Here is a 23,090-nt window from a genome sequence, read left to right as displayed (position 1 = left end):
CTACTCCTCAAATTTTTCCCAGGACTCGTTGATTCGCAACTTCTTGTTAATACGAAGCTTCAAGTCATCACTCCCTTTTCCATCTTTTAGCAGCTGTGTGATAGCTGATGGACTAACACCTACAACAATGGCCAAGTCTGTCTGTGACCATCCACGTTTTTCAATTCGCTCTTTTACAAGCTCGATCCACTTGCGATGTTGTTGGCTCATGTTTTTCCTCCTTTATTTTTTAATAGAGTTAAAGAGTTAGTAAATTTTTTTATAAAATGATTGACAACTTTTATACCTTAGTGTAAAATGAAAGCATAATTAAAAACATTGATAAAACGTTGTATCTATCAATTTTCTTGCTCGCCAAAGCTATTTATTTTTAGATAAGTTTTAACTCTGTTTTTTACTAACTCATTAACTTACAAAAACTATTTTACACTTTAGTATTATTTTTGTCAATAGAAAATAACACTTTTTTATAAAATATTTTTTGTCATGTCTTAGAAAAGGTGATATGACAATGTTTTCTACACTTGAAAAAATTAAGGAACTTGCTCTAAAACGAGGAATAAGCCTTCAAAAAGTTGCAGAAGATTTAGGTTATAGTATAAATTACCTCTATACTTTGAAAGAAAAAACTCCTAAATCTGACCGCCTGCAAGAAATCGCCGACTACTTCAATGTGTCCACCGACTACCTATTGGGACGCACAGATAATCCAAATATAGCGACAAACGGTGATGCTTCTGCACCGCTTGACCTTCGAGACATTGCTGCGCAATCTATGTTATTCGATGGTAAACCACTTACTGAAGAAGATATTGATTTTATTACAGCGGTCTTGGAGGCACACTTAAAAAATAAATAGAGGTGCATTTATGACTGTAAAAGAGCTTTGTGCCCTTGAGGGTGTAAGCTTATGCTACTTTGATGGGAGCGAATGGCATAGCCCAGGCTTCTTTAATCCAGCATTGAAGGTTCTCGCAATTGATATTAATCTATCAGAGCAAGATCAAAAGCAAGTTGCCCTGCATGAATTGGGCCATAAAGAACATACTCCAGTCCAGTATGAGGTTAACAGGGAGTTGTGTGAACTTCAAGCTGATCGTAGCATGATTCATCATCTATTAGAAGAAGAATTAAAAACTATGGATGATGTGTCAGAATTTAATTACATCCATTTTATGGAACGGTATAATTTAAAAACCATCGCTAATGAAACGATGGTGATTGATGAATATAGGTCTTTAATTGATTAAAAAAGGAGAAATTATTATGGGATTTTTTGACAATGTTAAACAAGAAAGTTCTTTTTCTGGAGCTTCAGGAGTAGCTGGATTGAACTATGTTGTGCTTCAAGTGACACTAAAAGAAAAGTTATTTGGTACTGGATCTGGCAACCTCACTGAACTTGAAAATGTAATTAACAAACAAGTTGCCAAAGGATACCGACTCCATACCATTAGCACAGCTAACGGGGGAAGCAAGGGCCTAGGTGGAGGAGATCGCATCCAGGCTACAATGGTGTTTGAGAAAATTATTTAGTTAGATCTTTTTATTATCACCTTCACAAAAGATATTGGAGATAATATGAAAGAAATAATTTATTTACATACGAAGTTAATTAATTCTTTATTAGCTCAATTAGATCTATGATCCAGGAAGAGTTTAAGAATATTGTAGGAGCGTGAAGATGGCAAAGTATACAATCAATATCCCTGCAGAAATAAAGCCAGAATACCAAAGCATCTTTTTGCTAAATTTGGAATTTATTAAAGCTATCCGCAAAGCGACTCAGTTTGATGAAATTCTTTTTGATTTTTCTCGAACAAGTTGGATAGATGCAGAAATGACCGTCCTGTTATCAATGATGTTTGAGATGGCATTACAAATCACTGATAATGTTGGTGCAAAAATTGAAACTATGCCAGTTAAAGTAAGAGAAATATTACAAAAAAACAATTTCTTCCCATATTATGGTCTGGGTGAAAAGTTAATTGATACATTTAATACAACAATCACATTTTTTGCAGATACCCCTTCAAATGATGCACTTATTCACGAATATATAAAAGAAGAGGTATTTTCTGCTATCGGAAATAAAATATCGGACGACTTTTTAAAAGAAGTATCGTACTGCATCTTTGAAATTGTTCACAACGTCCGAGATCATTCTGGAGCAGATAGGTTTTATATCTGTGGTCAGCACTATCCAAAGCAAGGCATATTGCGTCTGGCAATTTCTGACTTGGGAGTAGGTCTTCCTGCAAAAGTAAAGCAAAGAAATCCACACATGATTTCTGACATTAATGCTGTTGAATGGGCTTTTGTTGACGGTAATACTACCAAACGAAAAAAAGAAGGTGGAGTTGGATTATATAGTATTAAAGATATACTCCATCAACGTGGTCAATTAAGGTTGATTTCAAATCAAGCCTTCTACTCTATAAGTCCAAGCGGAATAACTAATCACCAATTAATGCCTGAACGTTTTAGAGGAACTCTACTTTGGATAGAATTTGATATTAATAAGTGTTTAAAATCTAGAAAAAATGTTAGAATTGAAAGTAATGATACCTTTAATTTTTAAAAGGAGATAAAAATATGGCAACATTATTTATAAAAGATGTAATAGGTGATTCGCTCGCAGTAACGTCAGTTAAAGGAGATAAAGTTTTTGATATATTAAAATCTAATATCGAAAACAACGAAAAAACTACATTAGATTTTGAAGGAATTACTGATTTAATTTCTGCTTTTTCTAACCATGCTATCGGCCAACTCTATGATGTTGCTGATGCCGAAACATTAAAAGAATTAATAAAAGTAAACCCAGATACACTACATCCTGCCGATCGTCGTACTATCGAACGTTCTATAAAAAACAGTAAAAACAAAAGAAAACAAGATAAAGAGTTTAGAGAAATTCTTGCGGCTGAAATGGATGAGGAGCTTGGGGTATGACAACAACAGCCTACGACTTAAATCGTTTTAAATTTAAACCAGATGAAAAGTTACTCATTGATGTCAATGTCCTTGTCTACCTACAGAGCGGCAATTCTAAAAGATATGATCAAATGTGGGAACTAGCTAGGAAGCAAGGAAACGAATTATTCTTTACTACATTATCAATTTCAGAATTTGTAAATACTTTCGTGAGAGCTGGGTACAAACAGTACTTAAGAGAACATAACTTGCAAGTAGAAGCTTTTGATTTTAAGCATAAATATCAAAAAAACACAGCATTTCTTAGATATTTACGATGAAGTTATTGATACAGTTGAAACCGAAATCATTCCCAAAATGACTATTTTAGAATTTGATAGTCAAGACTTCCAAGATATTTCAAAACTAACAGAACATATGCTAGATTTAAACGATGCGCTTTATCTCAAAAAAGCCATGTCAGAAGGTTTTTCTATCGTTACACACGATGCAGATTTTTTTAACATACCTATCGAACAAAATATAAAAATCTACACTTATAATCAAAAAAGAAAATAAAAAAAATCCCTACACTCAAATTTTGGTCGAGGAGAGTGTAAGGATCAGCATTATAAGAAACAACCATTCAAAAGGTCGTTTTCTTATACCCATTTTAACAAGAAATGAGGTAAAACGCAATGGAAATTAAGTCATATAAAAAGAAAAATGGCGATACTGCCTATAAATTCAGGATCTATGTCGGCAAAGAAAATGGAAAAGACAAGTATGTAAAGCGTCAGGGCTTCCAGACGAAAGCCAAGGCAAGAGCAGCACTTCTTCAACTTCAAACTGACCGTGAAAATAGCGAAGAAATCACTGTCAAGGAAATCACTGTCGAGGAAGTCGCTGAAAAATGGCTCAAGGAATATGCTGACACAGTACAGGATAGCACCTACATCAAGACCGAACGGAATATAAAAAATCATATATATCCGACTTTAGGAGATCAAAAAATATCTTCTCTCACTCCTCTTCAGCTTCAAGAACAAGTCAATTCCTGGTCTAAGAAGTTAGTCTATGGCCGTAAGATGAAAGGCCTGATGAATAACATATGTAAATACGCTATCAGACACGGATACATCTCAACCAATCCGGTTGAGAGTGTAACGACGCTTGTCAAGAAGCGAGTTGATACAGATAGCGATTTTTACGACAAAGAGGAGCTGAAATCATTCCTTGAGTTAGTAGATCAGACCGATGAATTGAGAAAGAAAGTCCTCTTCCGCCTTCTAGCCTTCACAGGGGCTCGAAGAGGGGAGGTTTTAGCTCTCAAATGGGAAGACTGGACCAATAACACTCTGAGTATAAATAAAGCCATTACAAGAGGATTTGGGGGCGAATTCATCGGGGCTACAAAAAATAAAAGTAGTAATCGATTGATTAGCCTGGACAAAAAAACAAGCGAGATTCTTGCAGAGTTTAAAGCGATGAATCCTACTACTACTTATATCTTTGAAAATGAATTCGGAAAACCAATACCAGGAACACTACCACGGAAATGGCTACAACAAATTGTCAAAGATTCGGATATGCGTCCAATTAGGATCCACGGCTTCCGACACACACATGCCAGCCTATGCTTCGAAGCTGGAATGACACTCAAGCAGGTACAGTATAGACTTGGACACTCAGATTTAAAAACAACCATGAACATCTATACGCACATCACCAGAGAGGCTAAGGATGACATTGGTGAGAAATTCGCAAACTATATTGATTTTTAAACAAATAATATAAAGACAGACCCTTTGGATAAAAAAGGGTCTGTTTTTGGGTCTGCCAGTTTCAAAAAGGTTCAAAAAGGAATAGAAAGTATAAAACAAAAAACGTTGTTTTTACAACGTTTTAGAAAGTTTTAGAAAACTTTAGAAAGTATATATGGAGCCGGTGGGAATCGAACCCACGTCCAAACACCTGCCAACATATTTGTCTACAACCATAGGTTATGTATTGGTTTAACAGTCCCTCGACACATAACTCAAGCCAAGAAACTGCGAGTCCATTAATCTCTTATCAAACTGCTAGACAAAGTTTGATCGTATCTCGCTAAAATTAAGACCTGTCATCAGACACGAGCAATCCGAATCGGGTCACGCCTGCTGGTTTTTAGGCAGCTAGAGCGTAAGAAGTGTTATTTTTTGCAGTTATATTTAACTGAGCGTTTACGTCGCCACACGAGTCGCAAAATATGCCTCATAATGCCTGTCGAATCCGTAACGACCCCAAAATGATATACTCAAGTTTATCATTTTTTGGGTAAAATGGCAAAAGAAAAAGAGGAATTCCTCCCTCTTTCATTCTTATTGCAAGTTCAATTTGAATTTTGTTACATAATGAACTGTAAAGTACATCGCTACAATTTTCACTAGTTCATAGATATAAGCCGGAATAAAGTTAACAGCCAATACATCACTAAGGGTATCATAATAGCCACTTGACAGATATGAAAGGCTGGTTAACTCCACAGTAGGAAACATTCTTCCAATGATGCTAAGAACAACCCAAAGAATAAAACCAAAGACAAAGGCCATTACGACACGATGATTAATAAAAAGTTGGCCCAGTGAAATCGCACAATAGAGCATCAAAATCCCTGAAATGGTTGCTAACAATTGGAAAAACAAGGTTTGCCAAAACAGAGGGCCACCAATACGTTCAAGAAGTAGACCAAGCACCTCAAAGATATTCTGTTGTTGAGAAAGTCCAATTACACCTAGGAAAATAACCAAAGAAAGGACCAAGCTAATAAAACAGAAGATACTCCAAATCAAAGCAGAGGTAGCTTTTGCAAGTAAAACGGTATGAGAGCTAGTTGGCAAAGTCCAGGTCAAATAACCTTCTCGACCAAAAATATTATTGTAAAAACGACGAATAATAATGATATAATTGGTCAAGGTCAACCCAATGTAACCCGCAAAAATAACCAGAACAACAATTCCCACAATCGTATAGGTTGTATCTGCTGTATAACTTGCTGCGCCAGTAATAACACTAGAAGCTAACAAACCAGCAAAAATAGCGAGAATAGCAAGCACACCCGAAATAATGAGATACCACTTATAGGTTGCTTTTAATTCATATTTCATTAATTTCCCAAACATAAGAGCCTCCTAATACATTCTAAATTGTTCACGGAAGATCTCATCAATCGATTTACCGTATTGGTTACGAAGAACAGTTGTGTTTTCATGCAACAGAATACGACCTTGATTGATAAAGAGTGCTTCATCCAAGACTTGCTCAACGTCCGCAATCAAGTGGGTTGAAATCAATACTGATGAGTTTGGACGACGATTTTGAATGATGGTTCTAAGAATGTAGTCACGCGCAGCAGGGTCCACTCCACCAATTGGTTCATCGAGAATGTACAAATCCGCTTCACGGCTCATGACCAAAATTAATTGAACTTTTTCTTTATTCCCTTTAGAGAGTTGTTTCAACTTTTGCTCTGGGTGCAATTGTAAGTCGTTCAACAATTGATAGGCACGTTGCACATTGAAATCTTTATAGAAGTCTTGGAAGAAACGGAGAGTCTCTGAAATCTTCATATTCTCATCCAAATAAGTTGTATCTGGTAAATAAGAAACGACTTGTTTGGTTCTTGCAGACGGCACTTGGCCATGGATGTAGACATTACCAGAAGTTGGTTGCAAAAGCCCATTCACTAATTTAATAATGGTTGTTTTCCCACTTCCATTTGGTCCTAACAAACCAATGATACGACCCGGTTGAATATTGACACTCACATCATATAAGGCAATGTGCTTACCATACACTTTTTGAACATGGTCTAAGTAGACCAAAGGGTACTGATTCATAATCTTCTCCTTAATTTAATAATGATTCTATTATAACCTTACTAAGAAGTGATTGCAAGATATAATCGTAAAAGAAGATATAATATTCATACTATTTGACATCCAAACCATCTTCGCAAAAAAAGAGGAACATCCATTCCTCCTTTAAAACAATTTTATTTAATTCCTAATGCAATCCGTGCATAGCGGCTCATTTTTTCAACCGTCCAAGCTGGATACCAGACCAATTTTACATCGACCTTGGTCACTTCTTCCATTCCTGTTAAAGCATCATAAATCTGATCCGTCAGCAAGTCTGCCAATGGACAGCCCATGGTAGTGAGGGTCATATCGATTTCTGTTTCACCAGTTTCACCATCAAACCGAATTTCGTAGACCAAACCAAGGTTGACAATATCTATACCTAATTCAGGATCGATGACTTGCTCTAGATTTTCAAGAATACGGTTTTTAATTTGTTCGATTTCTTCTGTCGTATAACTCATTCTTTACTCCTTCTTCACTCAGTTCAACCCCAGGAAGAATTTTTTTGTTTACAGCAAGCCCTAGATTCAAAGGGCTCTAGAAAAGGGCACCCGGACCTCGGTTGCTTTTCCATTTCTAGGCAACCGTTAAAAATGTCCACTGGACTTGCCTCGCTTTTGAATTTCTTAGCTCGGGTTAAAAAGGTCCCCCAGACCTGGCCACTCTCTTGTTTTTTGGTGGCCGTTAAAAAGGTCCCCTGGATCTTCCTCGCTTTTGAATTTCTTAGCTCGGGTTAAAAAGGGCACCCGGACCTGGCCACTCTCTTGTTTTTTGGTGGCCGTTAAAAAGGTCCACTGGACCTGGCCACTCTTTTATTTTTGGGTGGCCGTTAAAAATGTCCACTGGACATTTTTAATCCTCTATAAAGTCACGTAATGGTTTGCTTCTGCTTGGGTGGCGGAGTTTGCGGAGGGCTTTGGCTTCGATCTGACGAATCCGTTCACGGGTCACGTTGAAGACTTTCCCCACATCTTCCAAGGTCCGCATTTTTCCATCATCCAAACCGAAACGAAGACGCAAGACGTTCTCTTCACGGTCTGTCAGAGTATCGAGGACTTCATCCAATTGTTCGCGGAGAACCACACGAGTGGTGTAGTCTACTGGATTTTCAATCACTTCGTCTTCGATAAAATCTCCCAAATGGCTATCGTCTTCTTCCCCGATTGGCGTTTCTAAAGAAACAGGCTCTTGGGCAATCTTCAATATTTCACGCACCTTATCAGGTGTCATATCCATGCGCTCAGCGATTTGTTCTGGTGTCGGATCTTGTCCCAATTCTTGCAAGAGATTGCGTTGCTCACGAACCAACTTGTTAATAGTTTCTACCATATGAACAGGGATCCGAATGGTACGAGCTTGGTCTGCAATGGCACGCGTGATAGCCTGACGAATCCACCAAGTCGCATAAGTAGAGAACTTGAACCCTTTGGTATAGTCAAACTTATCAACGGCCTTCATCAATCCCATATTTCCTTCTTGGATCAAGTCCAAGAATTGCATCCCACGTCCAACATAGCGCTTCGCAATGGAAACAACCAAACGAAGGTTGGCTTCTGCCAAACGTTGCTTGGCTTCCAAGTCTCCTTGTTCCACCAAGATGGCCAATTCTTGCTCTTCTTCATTGGTCAAAAGAGGAACGACCCCAATTTCTTTCAAGTACATCCGTACTGGGTCATTGACCTTGGCAGAGTTGCTTCCAAGCAATTCTTCATCCGTCAACTCTGGTTCTTCCTCTTCGTTGTTTAAGACACGCGCGCTTGGATTTCCTTCCTTATCTGTGATGGAAATTCCAGCATCTTGAATCCGTTGCAACAAATCATCAATTCCATCGGCATCCAAGGTAAAAGGAATGACCAATTGATCATTGATTTCATCATCTGTTGCAGTACCACTTTTCTTATGACTACGAATAAACTCTGCAATTTGGACATCTAAAGTTGTGATATCTTTTTGTTCTTTCGCCATTCCTACTCCATTCTTCTTTTTTGAGCGATTAAGCGCTCGAGTTCCAATAAAGCCTGATCCGCATCTCCACTGTGAGAGGCTTCTCGGACTTTCTTTCCTATTTGTTGACTTTCTTTACGGAGAAGCTCCCGATTTCTCGTTTCTTCCACTTCTTCCAACTCATTCTCCGCTATTTCATCCGGTAAATTTTCTTCCATCATCAGATACCAGGCCCGTTGCACTTCCTCTGTCTGCTCTGACAAATCCTGCGATGTCACTTCTCCATTTTGACAAAGAAGTTGGTACAAGGTTTGCAAGGCAGGGGTATCAAATGAAAAATCTGTCCGAAGACGATATTCATTCAAAACATAAGGAAAAGCGTTCATCCGATGAAGGAGATGATTCTCAGCCCGAACCAGGCGAGGCAGTTGCTTTTGGATAACAGTTGGACTAGCAACTGGAGCCTGTGTCTGAATTTGACCTTGCTCCTGACGTTGGCTACGCATCTGAAGGCGACTAGCATTAACCGTCTGTTCTACCTGCATATAATCAAAGTCGACCAAGAGATCGGCTAATTTATAAATATAGGTATTCTGTGCCGTTACAGATGGCGTCTGAGCAATTAAGGGAGCCATTTTTTCGACAAATTCAATCTGCGCCTGCAAATTTTCAATATTATCTGGCTTCCAATAATCCATGAGAAACTCTACGCGACTGAGACGTGTTTTTTCCAATAAATCCGCCAAAGCCTGAGGAGAATTCTTATTGAGATACTCGTCTGGGTCCATCTGATCAGGAATTTGAACAACCTCTACCTCCTGTTTTTCCAGGACCTCCAAAGCTTTTGCTGTCGCCAGCCTTCCCGCCTTATCCCCATCATAGGCCAAGATAACCTTTTTGGTAAATTTGCTCAGATGAGCCACATGTTCCTGCGTGAGGGCTGTCCCCATAGAAGCAACGGCATTCTCAATCCCAGCTCGGTAGGCTGCGATGACATCCATGAATCCTTCCATCAGATAAAGCTCATGGTTCTTCTTAGCGACCTGCTTGGCCTTGTCCAAATGGTAGAGCTCATAACTCTTGTTAAAAAGGAGCGTACCGCGGCTGTTCTTGTATTTCCCCTGAGGCTTTGCTCCCTCAGCTGATTCACGCCAGAGTCGACCAGAAAAAGCAATGACTCGGCCAGTATCATCCGACAAGGGAAACATGATGCGATCTTGAAACGCATCATACATGATCCCCCTATCACTAATATGAAATAAACCTGAGTCGGCCAGAATATTTTCTGAAAACTTCCCTGAAACACTCTGAAGCAGATAATTTCCTTCTGCTGGTGCAAGCCCTATTTGAAAATGCCGAAGAACCTCATCATCAAGCCCTCGATCATACAAGTATTGCCGAGCCTCTTCACCCATCTTTGTCGTCATCAGGATGGCATGATAGAACTTGGCAGCCTCTTGATGGATTTCATAGAAGGGCTGTTTCTCATCTGCTTGTTGGGGCCTAGACTGACTTGGAGGAAGAGTCTGGACACGAATGCCCACCTGATCTCCGACAATTTGAACAGCTTCCATGAAGGAGACACCACGATAGTCTTCGATAAACTTAAAAACATCGCCTGAGCGACCACAACCAAAACAATGATAGAATTGTTTATCCTCGACCACATTGAAAGAAGGCGTCTTTTCACCATGAAAAGGGCAGAGACCTAAAAAGTTTCGTCCTGCCTTTGTCAATTGAACGACTTCTCCGATTACATCTACAATATTCACACTGTTTTTTATTTCTGAAATCAGTTGTTTGTCAACCATAAACAGTGCCTCCATTTTACCATAGAATATCATTAACTATTTTAAACTAATTTTTGTCAATTGTAAATCATCCGTATTGATTTTCACCCGATTTTTCCACATTTTTCCTGAGTTTTGAAAGCCTCCATTTTTCTTAAATCAACTTTTTAAAAAAATTTGAGCATATTTATTGAATACGAAAAAAATTTTAGTTATACTATGCCCTGTAAAATTTATTATGAAAGGACATATTTAGGATATGTTAAAAGATTTGAAAGCTTTTCTCCTTCGTGGGAATATTGTTGACCTTGCTGTCGCAGTCGTTATCGGAGCTGCATTTGGAGCTATCGTAACATCATTTGTTAACGATATCATCACTCCACTTATTTTGAACCCAGCTATGAAAGCTGCTGGTGTTGAAAAGATTGCACAATTGTCATGGAACGGTGTTGCTTACGGTAGCTTCTTGAGCGCTGTTATCAACTTCCTTGTTGTTGGTACTGTTCTTTTCTTCGTAGTAAAAGCTGCTGAGAAAGCTCAAAACCTTGGTAAAAAAGAGGAAGCTGCTGAAGAAGAAGCTGCTCCTACTCAAGAAGAGTTGCTTGCTGAAATCCGCGACTTGCTTGCAAACAAATAATCAGATAAAAAGATCCGATCTTCTAGCTAGAAGGTCGGGTTTTTTATCTTCAATTTTTCTAGAGAAACAAAAAACAGACCGAAGTCTGTTCTTGTATTCAATTAGAATTTTTTACGTTTACGAGCTGCTTCTGATTTACGTTTACGTTTTACAGAAGGTTTTTCATAGAATTCACGTTTGCGTGTTTCTTGAAGAGTACCAGCTTTAGTAACCGCGCGTTTGAAACGACGAAGAGCATCGTCAAGAGATTCATTCTTACGTACTACTGTTTTTGACATGTTTTTCACTCCCTTCAAGTTCAAGATCTATTCTATTCTACACGGAATTCTGTAGATTGTCAAGAAAAAGTTAAAGGAATTCATCTCTCACCATCATCTTAGCTTCAAAACTGTGCTAGAATTTCAGATTTTGGAAAATCCTTTCATTCATAACGATCATAAAGCTTTGACACTACTTGTTCGAATGCTTCCAATTCCTCCCAATAATTCGTTGGGAGATTGCGAATTCTACTTAGATCATTTGGATCAAAATGATAGACCATATGGCGCAAAATTTGACATTCAATCCAACGTAAGTCTTTCAGTTGCTCAAGACTAACAGAATCCATCCTTTCTAGATACTGACAAAGAGCAACAAGTGCGTCTGAATGAAACTCTTTCTCCTCATGCAAATAATATAGAAAACTAAAATAACCAGCTCTTCTATTATCTTTTATTATATTCCTTTCTTTCATCCCTACTCCTAATAATAAGCATTTACTGACTTAATTCGTCTCTTTTACAATCTTATAAAGAATCCATCGCCCACTCTTCTGACTTGTTAAAAGATTCAGTCCTTTTGACGACAAGAACTTACTAAACTCATCCTCCACTTTGAATTGTGGCAAGAAATAAACTAATTTTTGCCATTCACAAGCTAGCAAAAGCAGTCCATCTGATGTAAGAACTCTTCTTAACTCCGTAAATGAAGTCTCTATATCCTCCCAATGAAAATGCGTTTGAAAGCCTGTTATTAAATCAAACGTTTCATCAGGATAACCTGTCTTTCTAACATCTTTTCGTTCAAACTTAAGGTTTAAACTTTCCGAATCCTTCGCTTCTGAGATAGCAGTTGCTGAACTATCGATTCCTATAACTGTACTTCTTGGATAGATTTCTTTCAAAAAGATACTTGAACGACCGTTTCCTACTCCTACATCTAGTATTCTATGGACATCATTTTTATCCAGTTGTCTGGTTGCCCACACATACATAGGAAAATAAGTATAATTCCAAATTTTCATCATTCCTTTCCCGAGTATTCCTGTAGGATTCTTTGACTGCTGAATTAGATGATGCATTAAGAAATATAAAAATAATAAGCAGATGGTAATAATTATAATTAACAAGCTACTAACTCCTTTATTAAAATAACACAATTAAAGCCCCATAAAAAAACAGACTTAATTATTGTTTCTACACGAAACTTTCTTAAAAAAACACTTTCCGTAATGTCTACGAAAAGTGTTCTGGTCTTACTTATAAAGGAAGGTAAAGAGGGCAATAGCAACGATTGCAGCCAAGATTGGTGCTACAACTGGTACCCAAGCGTACCACCATTTTGAATCTCCCTTGTGTTCACCTAAAACAGATTTTGGAAGGAAAGCGTGAACCAAACGTGGACCAAGGTCACGTGCAGGGTTCAAACCAGGTCCTGTAGGACCACCAAGTGATGTCACCAAAGCCATAACGAGGAATCCAAGTGCCAAGTGAGCCACTCCTAAACCAGGAGCATGTGCTTGTGACAAAGCCAATTTTGCGGCTGTTGAAGAAGCATCAAAAATCCCTCCCTGCTCAGTCGCTGCTCTTTGAGCTAGAGAAGCAACCTCTGCACCAAAGAAGTGTTTTGTCAAGGCAAGTGCACCGAAGAAAAGGACGAATGATCCAGCAAACTCATTGACGAAACCATTGATGGTTGCTGCTTTACGTGATTCTGGAGTTCCTTTATCCAAGCTAGAAATCGTTGAGAATGTTCCCAAGATATTGTTTGGATTTTCAGTTTGAAGGTAGTAAGGACGGTGAGTCGCAACGACAACCAATTGCCCAAACATAGCCCCAAGAAGTTGAGCAACGATGTAGTATAAAACATTTTCCCAAGGGAAGAGTCCGCTAACTGCAAGACCAATCGTAAAGGCAGGGTTGATATGGTTACCAGAAACGTTACCAAACATCAAGGCTGGCATCATAACACCTATTCCGTAGCCAATCGCAATCACGAGCCATCCACTTTGATGCCCCTTGGTACCCTTCAACTCAACGTTTGCAACGGCACCATTTCCTAAAATAATCAATAATGCTGTTGCAATAAATTCGGTCGCAACTTTAACCCAAAAATCAAATTGCATTTTTGAATAATCTCCTTATAAAAAAAATAATAATAATTTATTCTAACAGATTATCGAACACTTGTAAATAAACCGAACATTATTTTTAAAAAATATATCTCAATCCCCTGATTCATTCTTTTTAATCCTTGTACCCTCCTCCACTTTCTATTTATCTCCGAATTATGATACAATAGGACTAGTTACACATCACAAAGGAGATCTCATGTCTGAAATCTATGACATTACCATTATCGGTGGAGGCCCTGTAGGACTCTTTGCTGCCTTCTATGGCCATATGCGTCAAGTAAAAGTAAAATTGATTGATTCCCTTCCTCAACTAGGTGGTCAACCCGCTATTCTCTATCCTGAAAAACGAATCCTGGATGTCCCTGGTTTTACGAACCTGACTGGAGAAGAATTGTCCCAACGGTTGATCGATCAATTAGAAACATTCGAGACTGACATTTGTCTGAACGAAACCGTTTTGGACATTCGTAAAAACGAGAATCACTTCCTCATTGAAACCAATAAAGACCAGCATTTCAGTCGTGCTGTTATTATTGCGATGGGTGGTGGTGCCTTTAAACCTCGTCCTTTAGAAGTGGATGGGGCTGAAGAATTCGAGAACGTTCACTACCATGTTTCAAATATCCAACAATATGCCGGCAAACAAGTTGCTATTCTAGGAGGAGGAGATTCAGCAGTCGATTGGGCTCTAGCCTTTGAAAAAATCGCACCGACAACTCTGGTCCATCGTCGTGATAATTTCCGCGCTCTCGAACACAGTGTTGAAGAATTGAAGGCTTCGTCCGTCTCTATTCAAACTCCTTATGTTCCTAGCCGTTTAATCGGAGAAAATGGCCATGCTAGCCATCTGGAAATTAGCAAGGTTAAATCAGATGAAACCCAATTACTCCCCATCGATGAACTCTTTGTCAACTATGGCTTTAAATCATCCGTTGGGAAATTGAAAGAATGGGGCTTGGACCTCCAACGCCATAAGATCCTCGTGAACCGCAAACAAGAGACCAGCCGAGAAGGCATCTACGCTTGTGGCGACTGTTGCTTCTACGAAGGAAAGATCGATTTGATTGCTACTGGATTAGGCGAGGCTCCGACTGCGGTAAATAATGCGATAAACTACATTTATCCAGATAAGAAAGTTCAACCAGTCCATTCGACTAGTTTGTAAGAAAAAACCTTTGAATCATTGATTCAAAGGTTTTTTCTTATAGTTCATCTAGCTCGTCTGCTATCTTATTGATTTTCCGCAAGCGATGATTGACCCCACTTTTGGTTAAGGGAGTTTTCAGGGCATCCGCAATTTGCTGGATGGAATAGTCGGGATTATGGATTCGAACATAGGCAACTTCCTGAAGCTCGACCGGAAGACCACCTAATCCAATGGTATCCATGATTTTGACGATATTGTTAATGGTCTTCATACTAGCTGTGACCGTCCGCGCAATATTGGCCATTTCAGCATTATTGGCTCGATTGAGATCATTGCGCGCTTCTCGCATGACCTTGACAGACTCAAATTCTTCCAAAGCCAGCTTGGCTTCTACCAAGATAAGGAAATCAATAATATCCTCTGCCCGTTGCAAATAGGTAACGACTCCTTTTTTGCGTTCGATGGTCTTGGCATCTAACAAAAAGTGTTGCATGAGGTTGGCCAAGTCCTGGGCATGGTCAGAATAAACAGAGCTAATTTCTAATTGATAGCGACCAGACTCCGGATCCTTGATGGTCCCACTTGCTAAGAAAGCACCTCTCAGATAAGCTCGACTTGCTTCATCTTCTTCTAAAATTCTTGGGTCAATCCCTGTCTCAATACCAAAGAAAGAATCTGCTAAGTGCAGGTCTGCAAGAATCTCTTCGACTTTTTCATCAATAGAAACAGTATAGACGCGATTCTTTTTTAAATTGGTTTTTTGGTGGTGACGAATGTCCGATTTGACCTGATAAAATTCTACAATCAATTCGTAGATATGGCGGGCAATCTTAGCATTCTCCGTGGTCAGAGACAAACTTAAGCCCCCCATACTTAGACCCAAACTACCTGACATCTTAATTAGAGCAGATAACTCACTTTTCTCAAAGCGGTGAAGGGTCAAGAGCTCTTCTTTTACTTTAATGGTAAAACTCATTTAATCACCTGTACAATTTGCATCAGTTCATCCACAACAGCTTCTCCATCATGGAAGGCGCCGCCGTTTTCCAAGCGAAGGAAATTGCTTGAAATAACTCGGGGAACCTGCGATTTTAGACCTGCGAAATCATGTTCTACTTGAACCAGGTATTCATCAAAGCGATTCGTGTCCATATATTCTTGAGGGACTTTTTCAATGTTGACTAAAACAGTATCAATAAACGGCTTCTTCAAGTGTTTATGAAGGACGGAAACATGGTCACTATCGGTAAAGTGTTCTGTCTCCCCACGTTGGGTCATGATATTGCAGACATAAGCGACCTCTGCTTTTGTCTCAAGCAAGGCATGTCCAATTTCTTCAATCACTAGATTGGGAAGAATCGATGTAAAGAGAGAACCTGGTCCTAAAATCACCATATCACTTTCTAAAATCGCATCTACTACTTTTCGACTCGCTTTCGGCGTCTCATCATTATAGGTATTGGTGACATAAACATAATCAATCATGCCCTCATGATGGGCGATTTCACTCTCACCAGCCACCTCTGACCCATCCATAAAGACGGCATGAAGGGTCAATGGTGTATCACTAGAAGGATAGATTTTTCCTGTCGTATGGAAAAATTTAGTCAGCAATTGCATGGCATTATAAGTCGATCCCTGCATTTCAGAAATCCCTGCAATAATCAAATTCCCTAGAGGATGCCCAGCTAGTGGCCCATCTTCTTCTGCAAAACGGTATTGAAAAACTTTTTCATAAAAGCGAGGCATATCAGACATGGCTACTAGTACATTTCGCAAGTCACCTGGTGGTGTCAATTGATGAATATTTTTTCGAAGTTCCCCAGAACTACCCCCATCATCCGCCACTGTCACAATAGCCGTAATTTCAACATCCTTTTTCCGAAGGCTATCCAAGATGACGGAAATCCCCGTACCTCCTCCGATGACGGTCATTTTTGGTTTTCTCATGAACGATTCACCGTTTCCTTCCGTCGGTCTTTATCTCGATGACTCATATTCACCGTCCAATCTTTCGCTAAATCCCGTCCTAGACGAGCAGCAAAGGCTACTGAACGGTGTTGGCCACCTGTGCAACCAACTGCAATCGTCAAAACAGATTTTCCTTCTCGTTTGTATGCTGGCAAGATGGGAGCAATCAAATCGTAAAGATGACGATAAAACTCCTCTGCTTCTTGATGGTCCATAACATAGTTATAGACATCATCATCCAAGCCAGTTTGATTCCGTAGCTCTGATTTGTAATAAGGATTCGGTAGGAAACGAACATCAAAGACCAAGTCCGCATCTAAAGGCAAACCATACTTAAAGCCAAAGGACATGACTTCAATCCGAAACTCAGGCTGGCTATCTTGTCTAGAGAACTGTTCAGCAATAACTTTTCGAAGATTACGAGGAGTTAGTTCTGTCGTATCAATGACATTTTGACTCATGTTTTTAAGTGGAGCCAAAAGTTCCCGTTCCAACGTAATCCCATCCAAGACACGCCCATCAGCAGCCAGTGGATGGCTACGACGAGTCTCTTTGTAGCGAGCAACCAATTCACTATCGGTCGCATCCAAAAAGAGAATTTTAAAATCAATCCCTTCGTGGTTCTCTAATTCGTCCAAAATGGAGCGAATTTCTGCGAAGAAAGACCGGCTCCGCATATCCACTACGAGAGCCAACTTATTATTGTCCATCGACAGTTGAATCAGCTCAATAAATTTCGGCAAGAGAGCTGGTGGCATATTGTCGATGGTGAAATACCCCATATCTTCAAAGGATTGAATGGCTACAGTCTTTCCTGCACCACTCATTCCTGTCACAATGACCAGTTGAATTGTTTTTTCTGTATCTGTCATCCTAATCACCTTTTCCTTACAAAAAAGGAGGAGACCATCATCTTTCCAGTTGGTCAGTCGATGGCTCTCACTCCAGCATTCTTATTTCCCGAATGCATTCCTCTATTCAGACTATACTTCTGCAATGACTTCAATTTCAACTTTGACATCGCGTGGCAAGCGAGCCACTTCTACTGCAGAACGTGCTGGAAATTCACTTGAAAATGCTGTTTTGTATACCTCGTTAAAAGGGACAAAATCATTCATATCACTTAAGAAACAGGTTGTTTTAACCACGTGATCAAAGTTCGTTCCAGCTTCCTCAAGGATAGCAGCAATATTCTTCAACACTTGCTGGGTTTGTTCTTGGATAGTTTCTCCAACAATTTCACCTGTTTCTGGTGAAAGCGGAACTTGCCCACTTGCAAATAAAAGATTGCCCACAATTTTTCCTTGAACATAAGGTCCAATTGCTGCCGGTGCTTTGTCTGTGTGAATTGTTTTTGCCATTTTCTTCTCCTGATTCCTAATTTTCACTGGATGCTGCTAATTTTTCCCGTTCTAAGCGTAACTTACGTTTGGGATTCAGCTTATTAAAGAGTTCTTCCAATTTTTCTGCATTCCAAACGTCTGCAGCAGAGACAAAATTTCCGTCTTTATCACGAAAGGATATAGGTTTATCTCCCATCTTCTTCTCCTCTTTAGCTCTAACTAGTCAACAAATTCAAATTCAAATTTACCGATCCGAACGATATCTCCGTCTTTGGCACCACGCGCACGAAGGGCTTCATCGACACCCATTCCGCGCAATTGACGCGCAAACTTCATGACAGACTCGTCGCGATCAAAATTGGTCATATTGAAGAGCTTCTCTAGCTTATCACCGGACAAGATCCAAGAAGCATCATCATCACGATTAATCTTGAAGGCTGGTTGGTCCTCATCAAAGCCGTAGTAGACTTCTTCTTGCGCCATATCTTCTTCTGTATAGAGCAAGAATTCTGGTGTTTTGTCTAACAAGTCTGCTGTTGCTTCTAACAAGTTGTCCAAACCTTGATGCGCTAAACTAGAGATTGGGAAGATTTGTGGCAGTTCATCAAACTCGTCGTAGTTGGCCGCCAATTTTTTCTTGAACTCTTTCAAATTTTCCTGGCTCTCTGGCATATCCATCTTATTCGCCACGATAATCTGAGGACGTTCCATCAAGCGAAGATTATATGTTTCAAGCTCTTTGTTGATTTGAATGTAATCTTCATAAGGATCTCGTCCTTCACTGGCTGACATATCGATGATATGCAAGATAACACGGGTGCGCTCGATGTGACGAAGGAACTGGGTTCCTAACCCGACCCCTTGGCTAGCTCCTTCGATCAATCCAGGAAGGTCTGCGACTGCAAAGGATTCACCTGACGGCGTCCGAACCATCCCCAAGTTTGGAACGATAGTTGTAAAATGATAGGCTCCGATTTTTGGTTTGGCAGATGTAATCACACTGAGAAGAGTTGATTTTCCTACTGATGGGAAGCCAACCAAACCAACGTCTGCCAAGACTTTGAGTTCTAATTCGAGTTCGCGTTCCTGACCAGGTTCCCCATTTTCTGAAATCTCAGGTGCTGGATTTTTAGGAGTGGCAAAACGGATATTTCCGCGTCCTCCACGTCCACCATGGGCAACAATGTACTCTTGCCCATTTTCAACCAAGTCGGTAATGACCTTGCCTGTCTCAGCATCTCGGACAGTCGTTCCTTGGGGAACTCGTACATAGAGATCTTCTGCTCCCCGTCCGTGCATTCCTTTGGTCATTCCCTTTTCCCCATTTTGGGCTTTGAAATGCCGGTTATAGCGGAAGTCCATCAGCGTGCGCAAACCTTCGTCTACAACGAAGATGACATTGCCTCCTCGTCCACCATCACCACCCCAAGGGCCGCCATTGGGAACATACTTTTCACGGCGAAAGGCCACCATGCCATCGCCGCCATTTCCAGCCTTGACCTTAATCTTGGCTGTATCTAAAAACATACTCATAGTTTATCGTTTTCCTTTTATAACCAAGTGTTGCTTGGTAGTCCCTTAGTAGGATAGTGCACCCAAAGCTGCAGCAAAGATTGCTCCAACCGTTACAATCAACATAATTACAATGACCACCATGGTCAATTTTTCAAAGAAAGTTTTTTTGCGTTTTCCGTTGTCTCCAAAAGCCACGTTTTTTACCTCAATTACAATAAATTCATTAGCCCTATTTTACCACGAATAAGGGCATTTTTCAAACATCCACCTCTATACGAAAGAGGACTATTGGATGAAATATTTTTTTAAACATCCACACTTGTTCAAATCCCTTTTCATCTAACTAACAAAAAAGACTGGAAAATTCCAGCCTTTTAAAAACGATGATATTAAAGTTATTTCTTTAGGATAAGCCAAGATCAGGGTGTTTCCTGCTTGAATGGCTTGAACAAAAGTAATTGAAAAGAGAACTGTTGTCATGAGGGCTATGGGCCTCATCATTCAACGTATTTTTTCAGCCAACCTTTCAAACTCTATTTTAGAAAGTTTACTTATATTATTTAAACTTCAAGACCAATTTCATCTTTGACTACTGTAGCAATGGTATCCACATAGTAGTCTACTTCTTCATGGGTTGGTGCTTCTGCCATGACACGGAGAAGAGGTTCTGTACCACTTGGACGGACTAGGATACGCCCATTCCCAGCCATTTCAGCTTCCATCTTTTCAATAATCGCGCGAATAGCAGGTACTTCCATCGCCTTGTCTTTCATGCTATTTTCAACACGGATATTGACCAATTTTTGAGGATAGATGGTAACTTCTGATGCAAGGTCTGATAATGTACGACCAGTTTCTTGCATAATCTTGGTCAATTGAACGGCACTCATCTGACCATCTCCAGTGGTATTGTAGTCCATGACAATCACGTGACCAGACTGTTCACCACCTAGATTGTAACCAGACTTCCTCATCTCTTCGACCACATAGCGGTCTCCAACAGCAGTCACAACCTTGTTAATCCCCTTGGCATCCAAAGCCTTATGGAAACCTAGATTAGACATGACGGTCGTTACGATGGTGTTATCTTTTAAGAGGCCCTTATCAGAAAGATAAGTCCCAATGATGTACATGATTTTATCACCATCAACTAGTTCCCCATTTTCATCAACTGCAATCAAACGATCACTATCACCATCAAAAGCCAAACCAATAGCCGCACCAGATTCTCGGACAGCCTCTTGCAAAGCCTCAGGATGGGTTGAACCTACTTGGTCATTGATATTGAGACCATTTGGGCTTTCGCCAATAACTGTCAAACGTGCTCCTAGGTCAGCAAAGACTTGACGGGCACTTGTAGATGCGGAACCATTCGCAGCATCAAGAGCTACGTGCATTCCTTCCAGCTGGGTTCCAGTTGAAACTAAGTATTCTTGATACTTACGAAGTCCTTCTGGATAATCCATCACGGTTCCAAGACCTTCCGCACTTGGACGAGGGAGAGTATCAGACTCCGCATCCAATAAGGCTTCTATTTCTAATTCACGGTCATCATCCAGTTTATAGCCGTCATTCCCAAAAAATTTGATTCCATTGTCTAGAGCTGGATTATGACTGGCAGAAATCATGACCCCAGCACTTGCCCCTTCAGAACGAACCAAATAAGCTACACCTGGTGTCGCGATGACACCGAGTTTATAAACTTTAATCCCTACAGATAGGAGACCTGCTACGAGAGCACTTTCTAACATTTCACCAGAAATACGTGTATCTCGTCCTACGAAAACAAGTGGAGTTTCTTTTTCATGTTGACTGAGGACATAACCTCCGTATCGACCGAGCTTAAAGGCCAACTCTGGCGTCAATTCGACGTTTGCTTCTCCACGGACTCCGTCCGTTCCAAAATATTTACCCATTATGATATTCCTTTCGATGAATCTATATTAATTGCTATTATGTGATGAAGAACTGGTCGATGAAGAGCTGGAACTTGTTTGTTTCAACTCAACCTTCATGTAGAGTTCTGATGGAGAGATAATGACTGGTAAATCATTCCCTTCACTATCTACTGCCTTCATTGATACGGTTGCAGTGTAGGTATTGTTCAAGAGATCTCCTTCAGGGAAGATGGCTTCCACATGATCAATTTTAGCTAAAGTATCTTGGTCACTTGTCACAGATACTTCATCTTCAGAGAAAGTAACATGTGAGAGACTCCACCCTGGAGCAATCTGTTTATCAGGTATAGTGACGGAAACATCAAACTTTTTCGTCATCTTCTTACCAATTTTTGCAGTTACCCTCTGAGGCTCGATGGTTGCTGTTAAACCAGAAGGTAAGCCTTCAATATTTAATGTGATTTCATGCTGGCCTTCTTTCAGATCACTTAAATCAGCAACCACTTTAAATTTACGAGTACTAGCCTGCATCTCTGATGCTAAGGCAACACGGTTAGATCCTTTCAGAAAGACTGTCACTTCTGAACTAATCCCACTAACAAAATATTTACTTTCGTTGTACTTTACGTCAATCGGAATATTGGTAAGAGTATTGGTGTAAGTTTCAGAACTCACTTGACGGGCACTACTGTTATTCTGGAAATTAACAGAGGTTGCATTGATGAATAAGAGACTTGAGAAAAAGACGGAGGTCACGATATAGACAATTTTTCTTTTTGGAATCATTTGATACGTCCTCCAAAAATTCTTGATTTCAAATCTTTTTTCCCTTGATCTTCTGGAATAATGAAAGAACGCAACTCTTGTTCGAATTCTTCGATACTGAGGTCGTGTCTAAAGCTTCCATTTCTCGTTATAGAGATACCACCTGTTTCTTCCGAAATAACAAAGGTGAAGGCATCACTTACCTCGGATAAGCCGATGGCTGCCCGGTGCCGTGTACCGAACTCTTTTGAAATCCCAGTACTTTCTGTTAAGGGGAGATAGGCACAAGATACAGCAATTTTATCATTGGTGACAATCACTGCCCCATCGTGAAGCGGGGTGTTGGGGATAAAAATATTAATCAGAAGTTCACCCGAAACATCTGCATCAAGGGGAATACCAGTAGAAATATATTCTTGAAGGGTTCTACTTCCTTGAATCGCAACCAAGGCACCAATCTTCCGAGGGCTCATATAAGCAACCGCTTTTACATAAGATTGAACCAATTTTTCTTCAGTACTAATTTGATTGGTTGAGAAAAATTCAGTGGCTCGACCTAATCGTTCTAATCCCGTCCGAATTTCCGGAGAGAAAATCACTACCGCAGCAATGACCCCGTATGTGATGATTTGGTTAATCAACCAAGAAATGGTCGTCAAGCCAATCATATTGGCAACTAACTCAAATAAGAAAAAGGTCAAAACACCACGCACCAAAATCATAATTTTAGTGCCGACAATGGCTTTGATAAAATAATACAGTAACCAAGCCACTAGGGCAATGTCAATAAGGTTGACAACCACACTCCAGGGAGTGGGAAATAAACTAGCCCAATACTGGGGATTTGACAGTTGTTGGATGTTCACAATC

29 protein-coding genes and 1 other RNA gene are annotated in these 23,090 nt (G+C 39.9%); 9 read left to right on the top strand and 21 right to left on the bottom strand.

Annotated elements, in window-relative coordinates; translation table 11 throughout:
• On the bottom strand, nt 1-210 hold the full coding sequence (locus H8S88_RS04630; protein WP_084940178.1) for a helix-turn-helix domain-containing protein: 210 nt from the start codon (nt 208-210) through the stop codon (nt 1-3).
• A 301-nt stretch (nt 211-511) separates the two neighbouring features.
• On the opposite strand from H8S88_RS04630, the gene H8S88_RS04625 reads away from it, so the two are divergent.
• The 7 genes from H8S88_RS04625 (at nt 512) to H8S88_RS04595 (ending at nt 4,700) form a co-directional block, all read left to right on the top strand.
• On the top strand, nt 512-859 hold the full coding sequence (locus H8S88_RS04625; protein ID WP_236128008.1) for a helix-turn-helix domain-containing protein: 348 nt from the start codon (nt 512-514) through the stop codon (nt 857-859).
• Between the two features lie 10 nt (nt 860-869).
• A complete protein-coding gene (locus tag H8S88_RS04620; protein WP_236128007.1) occupies nt 870-1,250 on the top strand; it encodes an ImmA/IrrE family metallo-endopeptidase in 381 nt (126 codons plus the stop codon).
• Between the two features lie 16 nt (nt 1,251-1,266).
• Complete coding sequence (locus tag H8S88_RS04615) at nt 1,267-1,536, top strand: DUF4177 domain-containing protein (protein WP_236128006.1); 270 nt, start codon at nt 1,267-1,269, stop codon at nt 1,534-1,536.
• A 148-nt stretch (nt 1,537-1,684) separates the two neighbouring features.
• The gene (locus H8S88_RS04610; protein WP_236128005.1) at nt 1,685-2,581 is read left to right on the top strand and encodes an ATP-binding protein; all 897 of its coding nucleotides are present in this window, start codon (nt 1,685-1,687) and stop codon (nt 2,579-2,581) included.
• A 14-nt stretch (nt 2,582-2,595) separates the two neighbouring features.
• Nucleotides 2,596-2,955, top strand: a complete 360-nt coding sequence (locus H8S88_RS04605) for an STAS-like domain-containing protein (RefSeq protein ID WP_236128004.1) — start codon at nt 2,596-2,598, stop codon at nt 2,953-2,955.
• Between the two features lie 246 nt (nt 2,956-3,201).
• A complete protein-coding gene (locus tag H8S88_RS04600) occupies nt 3,202-3,495 on the top strand; it encodes a PIN domain-containing protein (RefSeq protein WP_236128003.1) in 294 nt (97 codons plus the stop codon).
• Between the two features lie 119 nt (nt 3,496-3,614).
• Nucleotides 3,615-4,700 (top strand): tyrosine-type recombinase/integrase, encoded by a 1,086-nt coding sequence (locus H8S88_RS04595; protein WP_236128002.1) that lies wholly within the window; start codon nt 3,615-3,617, stop codon nt 4,698-4,700.
• Between the two features lie 152 nt (nt 4,701-4,852).
• On the opposite strand, the gene ssrA is transcribed toward H8S88_RS04595, so the two are convergent.
• The 6 genes from ssrA to dnaG form a co-directional block, all read right to left on the bottom strand.
• Nucleotides 4,853-5,200, bottom strand: a transfer-messenger RNA (tmRNA) gene (gene ssrA, locus H8S88_RS04590).
• A 76-nt stretch (nt 5,201-5,276) separates the two neighbouring features.
• Nucleotides 5,277-6,077 carry a hypothetical protein gene (locus H8S88_RS04585; RefSeq protein WP_048691012.1) on the bottom strand — a complete coding sequence of 267 codons (801 nt, stop codon included), beginning with the start codon at nt 6,075-6,077 and terminating at the stop codon, nt 5,277-5,279.
• A 9-nt stretch (nt 6,078-6,086) separates the two neighbouring features.
• Nucleotides 6,087-6,794, bottom strand: coding sequence for an ABC transporter ATP-binding protein (locus H8S88_RS04580; RefSeq protein ID WP_236128001.1), 708 nt, complete (start codon nt 6,792-6,794; stop codon nt 6,087-6,089).
• Between the two features lie 155 nt (nt 6,795-6,949).
• The gene (locus H8S88_RS04575) at nt 6,950-7,279 is read right to left on the bottom strand and encodes a metal-sulfur cluster assembly factor (protein ID WP_006596590.1); all 330 of its coding nucleotides are present in this window, start codon (nt 7,277-7,279) and stop codon (nt 6,950-6,952) included.
• Nucleotides 7,280-7,670: 391 nt separating this feature from the next.
• Nucleotides 7,671-8,783 carry an RNA polymerase sigma factor RpoD gene (rpoD, locus tag H8S88_RS04570; protein WP_048689399.1) on the bottom strand — a complete coding sequence of 371 codons (1,113 nt, stop codon included), beginning with the start codon at nt 8,781-8,783 and terminating at the stop codon, nt 7,671-7,673.
• 2 nt (nt 8,784-8,785) lie between these two features.
• Complete coding sequence (gene dnaG / locus H8S88_RS04565; RefSeq protein ID WP_061563800.1) at nt 8,786-10,573, bottom strand: DNA primase; 1,788 nt, start codon at nt 10,571-10,573, stop codon at nt 8,786-8,788.
• Nucleotides 10,574-10,811: 238 nt separating this feature from the next.
• On the opposite strand from dnaG, the gene mscL reads away from it, so the two are divergent.
• Nucleotides 10,812-11,189: a large conductance mechanosensitive channel protein MscL gene (mscL, locus tag H8S88_RS04560; RefSeq protein WP_048689389.1), complete on the top strand. Its 378-nt coding sequence runs from the start codon at nt 10,812-10,814 to the stop codon at nt 11,187-11,189.
• Between the two features lie 101 nt (nt 11,190-11,290).
• On the opposite strand, the gene rpsU is transcribed toward mscL, so the two are convergent.
• The 4 genes from rpsU to gla all read right to left on the bottom strand — a co-directional run bounded on the left by rpsU (nt 11,291) and on the right by gla (nt 13,572).
• Complete coding sequence (gene rpsU / locus H8S88_RS04555) at nt 11,291-11,467, bottom strand: 30S ribosomal protein S21 (protein ID WP_000048054.1); 177 nt, start codon at nt 11,465-11,467, stop codon at nt 11,291-11,293.
• Between the two features lie 143 nt (nt 11,468-11,610).
• Complete coding sequence (locus tag H8S88_RS04550; protein ID WP_048689384.1) at nt 11,611-11,922, bottom strand: hypothetical protein; 312 nt, start codon at nt 11,920-11,922, stop codon at nt 11,611-11,613.
• Nucleotides 11,923-11,952: 30 nt separating this feature from the next.
• Nucleotides 11,953-12,576, bottom strand: coding sequence for a class I SAM-dependent methyltransferase (locus H8S88_RS04545; RefSeq protein ID WP_125329602.1), 624 nt, complete (start codon nt 12,574-12,576; stop codon nt 11,953-11,955).
• A 126-nt stretch (nt 12,577-12,702) separates the two neighbouring features.
• Nucleotides 12,703-13,572 carry an aquaglyceroporin Gla gene (gene gla, locus H8S88_RS04540; protein ID WP_048689380.1) on the bottom strand — a complete coding sequence of 290 codons (870 nt, stop codon included), beginning with the start codon at nt 13,570-13,572 and terminating at the stop codon, nt 12,703-12,705.
• Between the two features lie 205 nt (nt 13,573-13,777).
• Here gla and H8S88_RS04535 point away from each other — a divergent pair, with 205 nt between their 5' ends.
• Nucleotides 13,778-14,746 (top strand): NAD(P)/FAD-dependent oxidoreductase, encoded by a 969-nt coding sequence (locus H8S88_RS04535; protein ID WP_048689377.1) that lies wholly within the window; start codon nt 13,778-13,780, stop codon nt 14,744-14,746.
• Nucleotides 14,747-14,783: 37 nt separating this feature from the next.
• Here H8S88_RS04535 and whiA read toward each other — a convergent pair whose 3' ends face one another.
• The 10 genes from whiA to cdaA form a co-directional block, all read right to left on the bottom strand.
• Nucleotides 14,784-15,704, bottom strand: coding sequence for a DNA-binding protein WhiA (gene whiA, locus H8S88_RS04530; protein ID WP_236128000.1), 921 nt, complete (start codon nt 15,702-15,704; stop codon nt 14,784-14,786).
• Entirely contained in the window at nt 15,701-16,678 is a 978-nt protein-coding gene (locus H8S88_RS04525) for a YvcK family protein (RefSeq protein WP_048689370.1), read from the bottom strand. Before H8S88_RS04525 ends, whiA begins: the two co-directional genes overlap by 4 nt.
• Complete coding sequence (gene rapZ, locus H8S88_RS04520; protein WP_048689366.1) at nt 16,675-17,571, bottom strand: RNase adapter RapZ; 897 nt, start codon at nt 17,569-17,571, stop codon at nt 16,675-16,677. The genes H8S88_RS04525 and rapZ overlap by 4 nt, the downstream gene beginning before the upstream one ends.
• Before the next feature lie 111 nt (nt 17,572-17,682).
• Entirely contained in the window at nt 17,683-18,060 is a 378-nt protein-coding gene (locus H8S88_RS04515) for a RidA family protein (protein ID WP_048689361.1), read from the bottom strand.
• Between the two features lie 16 nt (nt 18,061-18,076).
• On the bottom strand, nt 18,077-18,238 hold the full coding sequence (locus tag H8S88_RS04510) for a hypothetical protein (protein WP_006596601.1): 162 nt from the start codon (nt 18,236-18,238) through the stop codon (nt 18,077-18,079).
• A 23-nt stretch (nt 18,239-18,261) separates the two neighbouring features.
• Nucleotides 18,262-19,575 (bottom strand): GTPase ObgE, encoded by a 1,314-nt coding sequence (obgE, locus tag H8S88_RS04505; protein WP_048689356.1) that lies wholly within the window; start codon nt 19,573-19,575, stop codon nt 18,262-18,264.
• A gap of 45 nt (nt 19,576-19,620) precedes the next feature.
• Entirely contained in the window at nt 19,621-19,752 is a 132-nt protein-coding gene (locus H8S88_RS04500) for a DUF4044 domain-containing protein (RefSeq protein WP_065426872.1), read from the bottom strand.
• Between the two features lie 365 nt (nt 19,753-20,117).
• A complete protein-coding gene (glmM, locus tag H8S88_RS04495; protein WP_140813866.1) occupies nt 20,118-21,473 on the bottom strand; it encodes a phosphoglucosamine mutase in 1,356 nt (451 codons plus the stop codon).
• Nucleotides 21,474-21,500: 27 nt separating this feature from the next.
• The gene (locus H8S88_RS04490) at nt 21,501-22,241 is read right to left on the bottom strand and encodes a CdaR family protein (protein WP_061563792.1); all 741 of its coding nucleotides are present in this window, start codon (nt 22,239-22,241) and stop codon (nt 21,501-21,503) included.
• Nucleotides 22,238-23,086 carry a diadenylate cyclase CdaA gene (gene cdaA / locus H8S88_RS04485; protein ID WP_048689347.1) on the bottom strand — a complete coding sequence of 283 codons (849 nt, stop codon included), beginning with the start codon at nt 23,084-23,086 and terminating at the stop codon, nt 22,238-22,240. The genes H8S88_RS04490 and cdaA overlap by 4 nt, the downstream gene beginning before the upstream one ends.
• Nucleotides 23,087-23,090: the final 4 nt, after the last annotated feature.

The sequence above is a fragment of the Streptococcus sp. GS001 genome, from assembly GCF_021595565.1.
GTDB lineage: Bacteria > Bacillota > Bacilli > Lactobacillales > Streptococcaceae > Streptococcus > Streptococcus xiaochunlingii.
The sequence above is the reverse complement of the archived record's forward strand: the minus strand, read 5'-3'. Positions and strand labels throughout refer to the sequence as shown.

Coding starts and splice junctions, on each gene's coding strand:
- H8S88_RS04630 (WP_084940178.1), bottom strand. CDS start 210: ATGAGCCAACAACATCGCAAGTGGATCGAGCTTGTAAAAGAGCGAATT.
- H8S88_RS04625 (WP_236128008.1), top strand. CDS start 512: ATGTTTTCTACACTTGAAAAAATTAAGGAACTTGCTCTAAAACGAGGA.
- H8S88_RS04620 (WP_236128007.1), top strand. CDS start 870: ATGACTGTAAAAGAGCTTTGTGCCCTTGAGGGTGTAAGCTTATGCTAC.
- H8S88_RS04615 (WP_236128006.1), top strand. CDS start 1,267: ATGGGATTTTTTGACAATGTTAAACAAGAAAGTTCTTTTTCTGGAGCT.
- H8S88_RS04610 (WP_236128005.1), top strand. CDS start 1,685: ATGGCAAAGTATACAATCAATATCCCTGCAGAAATAAAGCCAGAATAC.
- H8S88_RS04605 (WP_236128004.1), top strand. CDS start 2,596: ATGGCAACATTATTTATAAAAGATGTAATAGGTGATTCGCTCGCAGTA.
- H8S88_RS04595 (WP_236128002.1), top strand. CDS start 3,615: ATGGAAATTAAGTCATATAAAAAGAAAAATGGCGATACTGCCTATAAA.
- H8S88_RS04585 (WP_048691012.1), bottom strand. CDS start 6,077: ATGTTTGGGAAATTAATGAAATATGAATTAAAAGCAACCTATAAGTGG.
- H8S88_RS04580 (WP_236128001.1), bottom strand. CDS start 6,794: ATGAATCAGTACCCTTTGGTCTACTTAGACCATGTTCAAAAAGTGTAT.
- H8S88_RS04575 (WP_006596590.1), bottom strand. CDS start 7,279: ATGAGTTATACGACAGAAGAAATCGAACAAATTAAAAACCGTATTCTT.
- rpoD (WP_048689399.1), bottom strand. CDS start 8,783: ATGGCGAAAGAACAAAAAGATATCACAACTTTAGATGTCCAAATTGCA.
- dnaG (WP_061563800.1), bottom strand. CDS start 10,573: ATGGTTGACAAACAACTGATTTCAGAAATAAAAAACAGTGTGAATATT.
- mscL (WP_048689389.1), top strand. CDS start 10,812: ATGTTAAAAGATTTGAAAGCTTTTCTCCTTCGTGGGAATATTGTTGAC.
- rpsU (WP_000048054.1), bottom strand. CDS start 11,467: ATGTCAAAAACAGTAGTACGTAAGAATGAATCTCTTGACGATGCTCTT.
- H8S88_RS04550 (WP_048689384.1), bottom strand. CDS start 11,922: ATGAAAGAAAGGAATATAATAAAAGATAATAGAAGAGCTGGTTATTTT.
- gla (WP_048689380.1), bottom strand. CDS start 13,572: ATGCAATTTGATTTTTGGGTTAAAGTTGCGACCGAATTTATTGCAACA.
- H8S88_RS04535 (WP_048689377.1), top strand. CDS start 13,778: ATGTCTGAAATCTATGACATTACCATTATCGGTGGAGGCCCTGTAGGA.
- whiA (WP_236128000.1), bottom strand. CDS start 15,704: ATGAGTTTTACCATTAAAGTAAAAGAAGAGCTCTTGACCCTTCACCGC.
- H8S88_RS04525 (WP_048689370.1), bottom strand. CDS start 16,678: ATGAGAAAACCAAAAATGACCGTCATCGGAGGAGGTACGGGGATTTCC.
- rapZ (WP_048689366.1), bottom strand. CDS start 17,571: ATGACAGATACAGAAAAAACAATTCAACTGGTCATTGTGACAGGAATG.
- H8S88_RS04515 (WP_048689361.1), bottom strand. CDS start 18,060: ATGGCAAAAACAATTCACACAGACAAAGCACCGGCAGCAATTGGACCT.
- H8S88_RS04510 (WP_006596601.1), bottom strand. CDS start 18,238: ATGGGAGATAAACCTATATCCTTTCGTGATAAAGACGGAAATTTTGTC.
- obgE (WP_048689356.1), bottom strand. CDS start 19,575: ATGAGTATGTTTTTAGATACAGCCAAGATTAAGGTCAAGGCTGGAAAT.
- glmM (WP_140813866.1), bottom strand. CDS start 21,473: ATGGGTAAATATTTTGGAACGGACGGAGTCCGTGGAGAAGCAAACGTC.
- H8S88_RS04490 (WP_061563792.1), bottom strand. CDS start 22,241: ATGATTCCAAAAAGAAAAATTGTCTATATCGTGACCTCCGTCTTTTTC.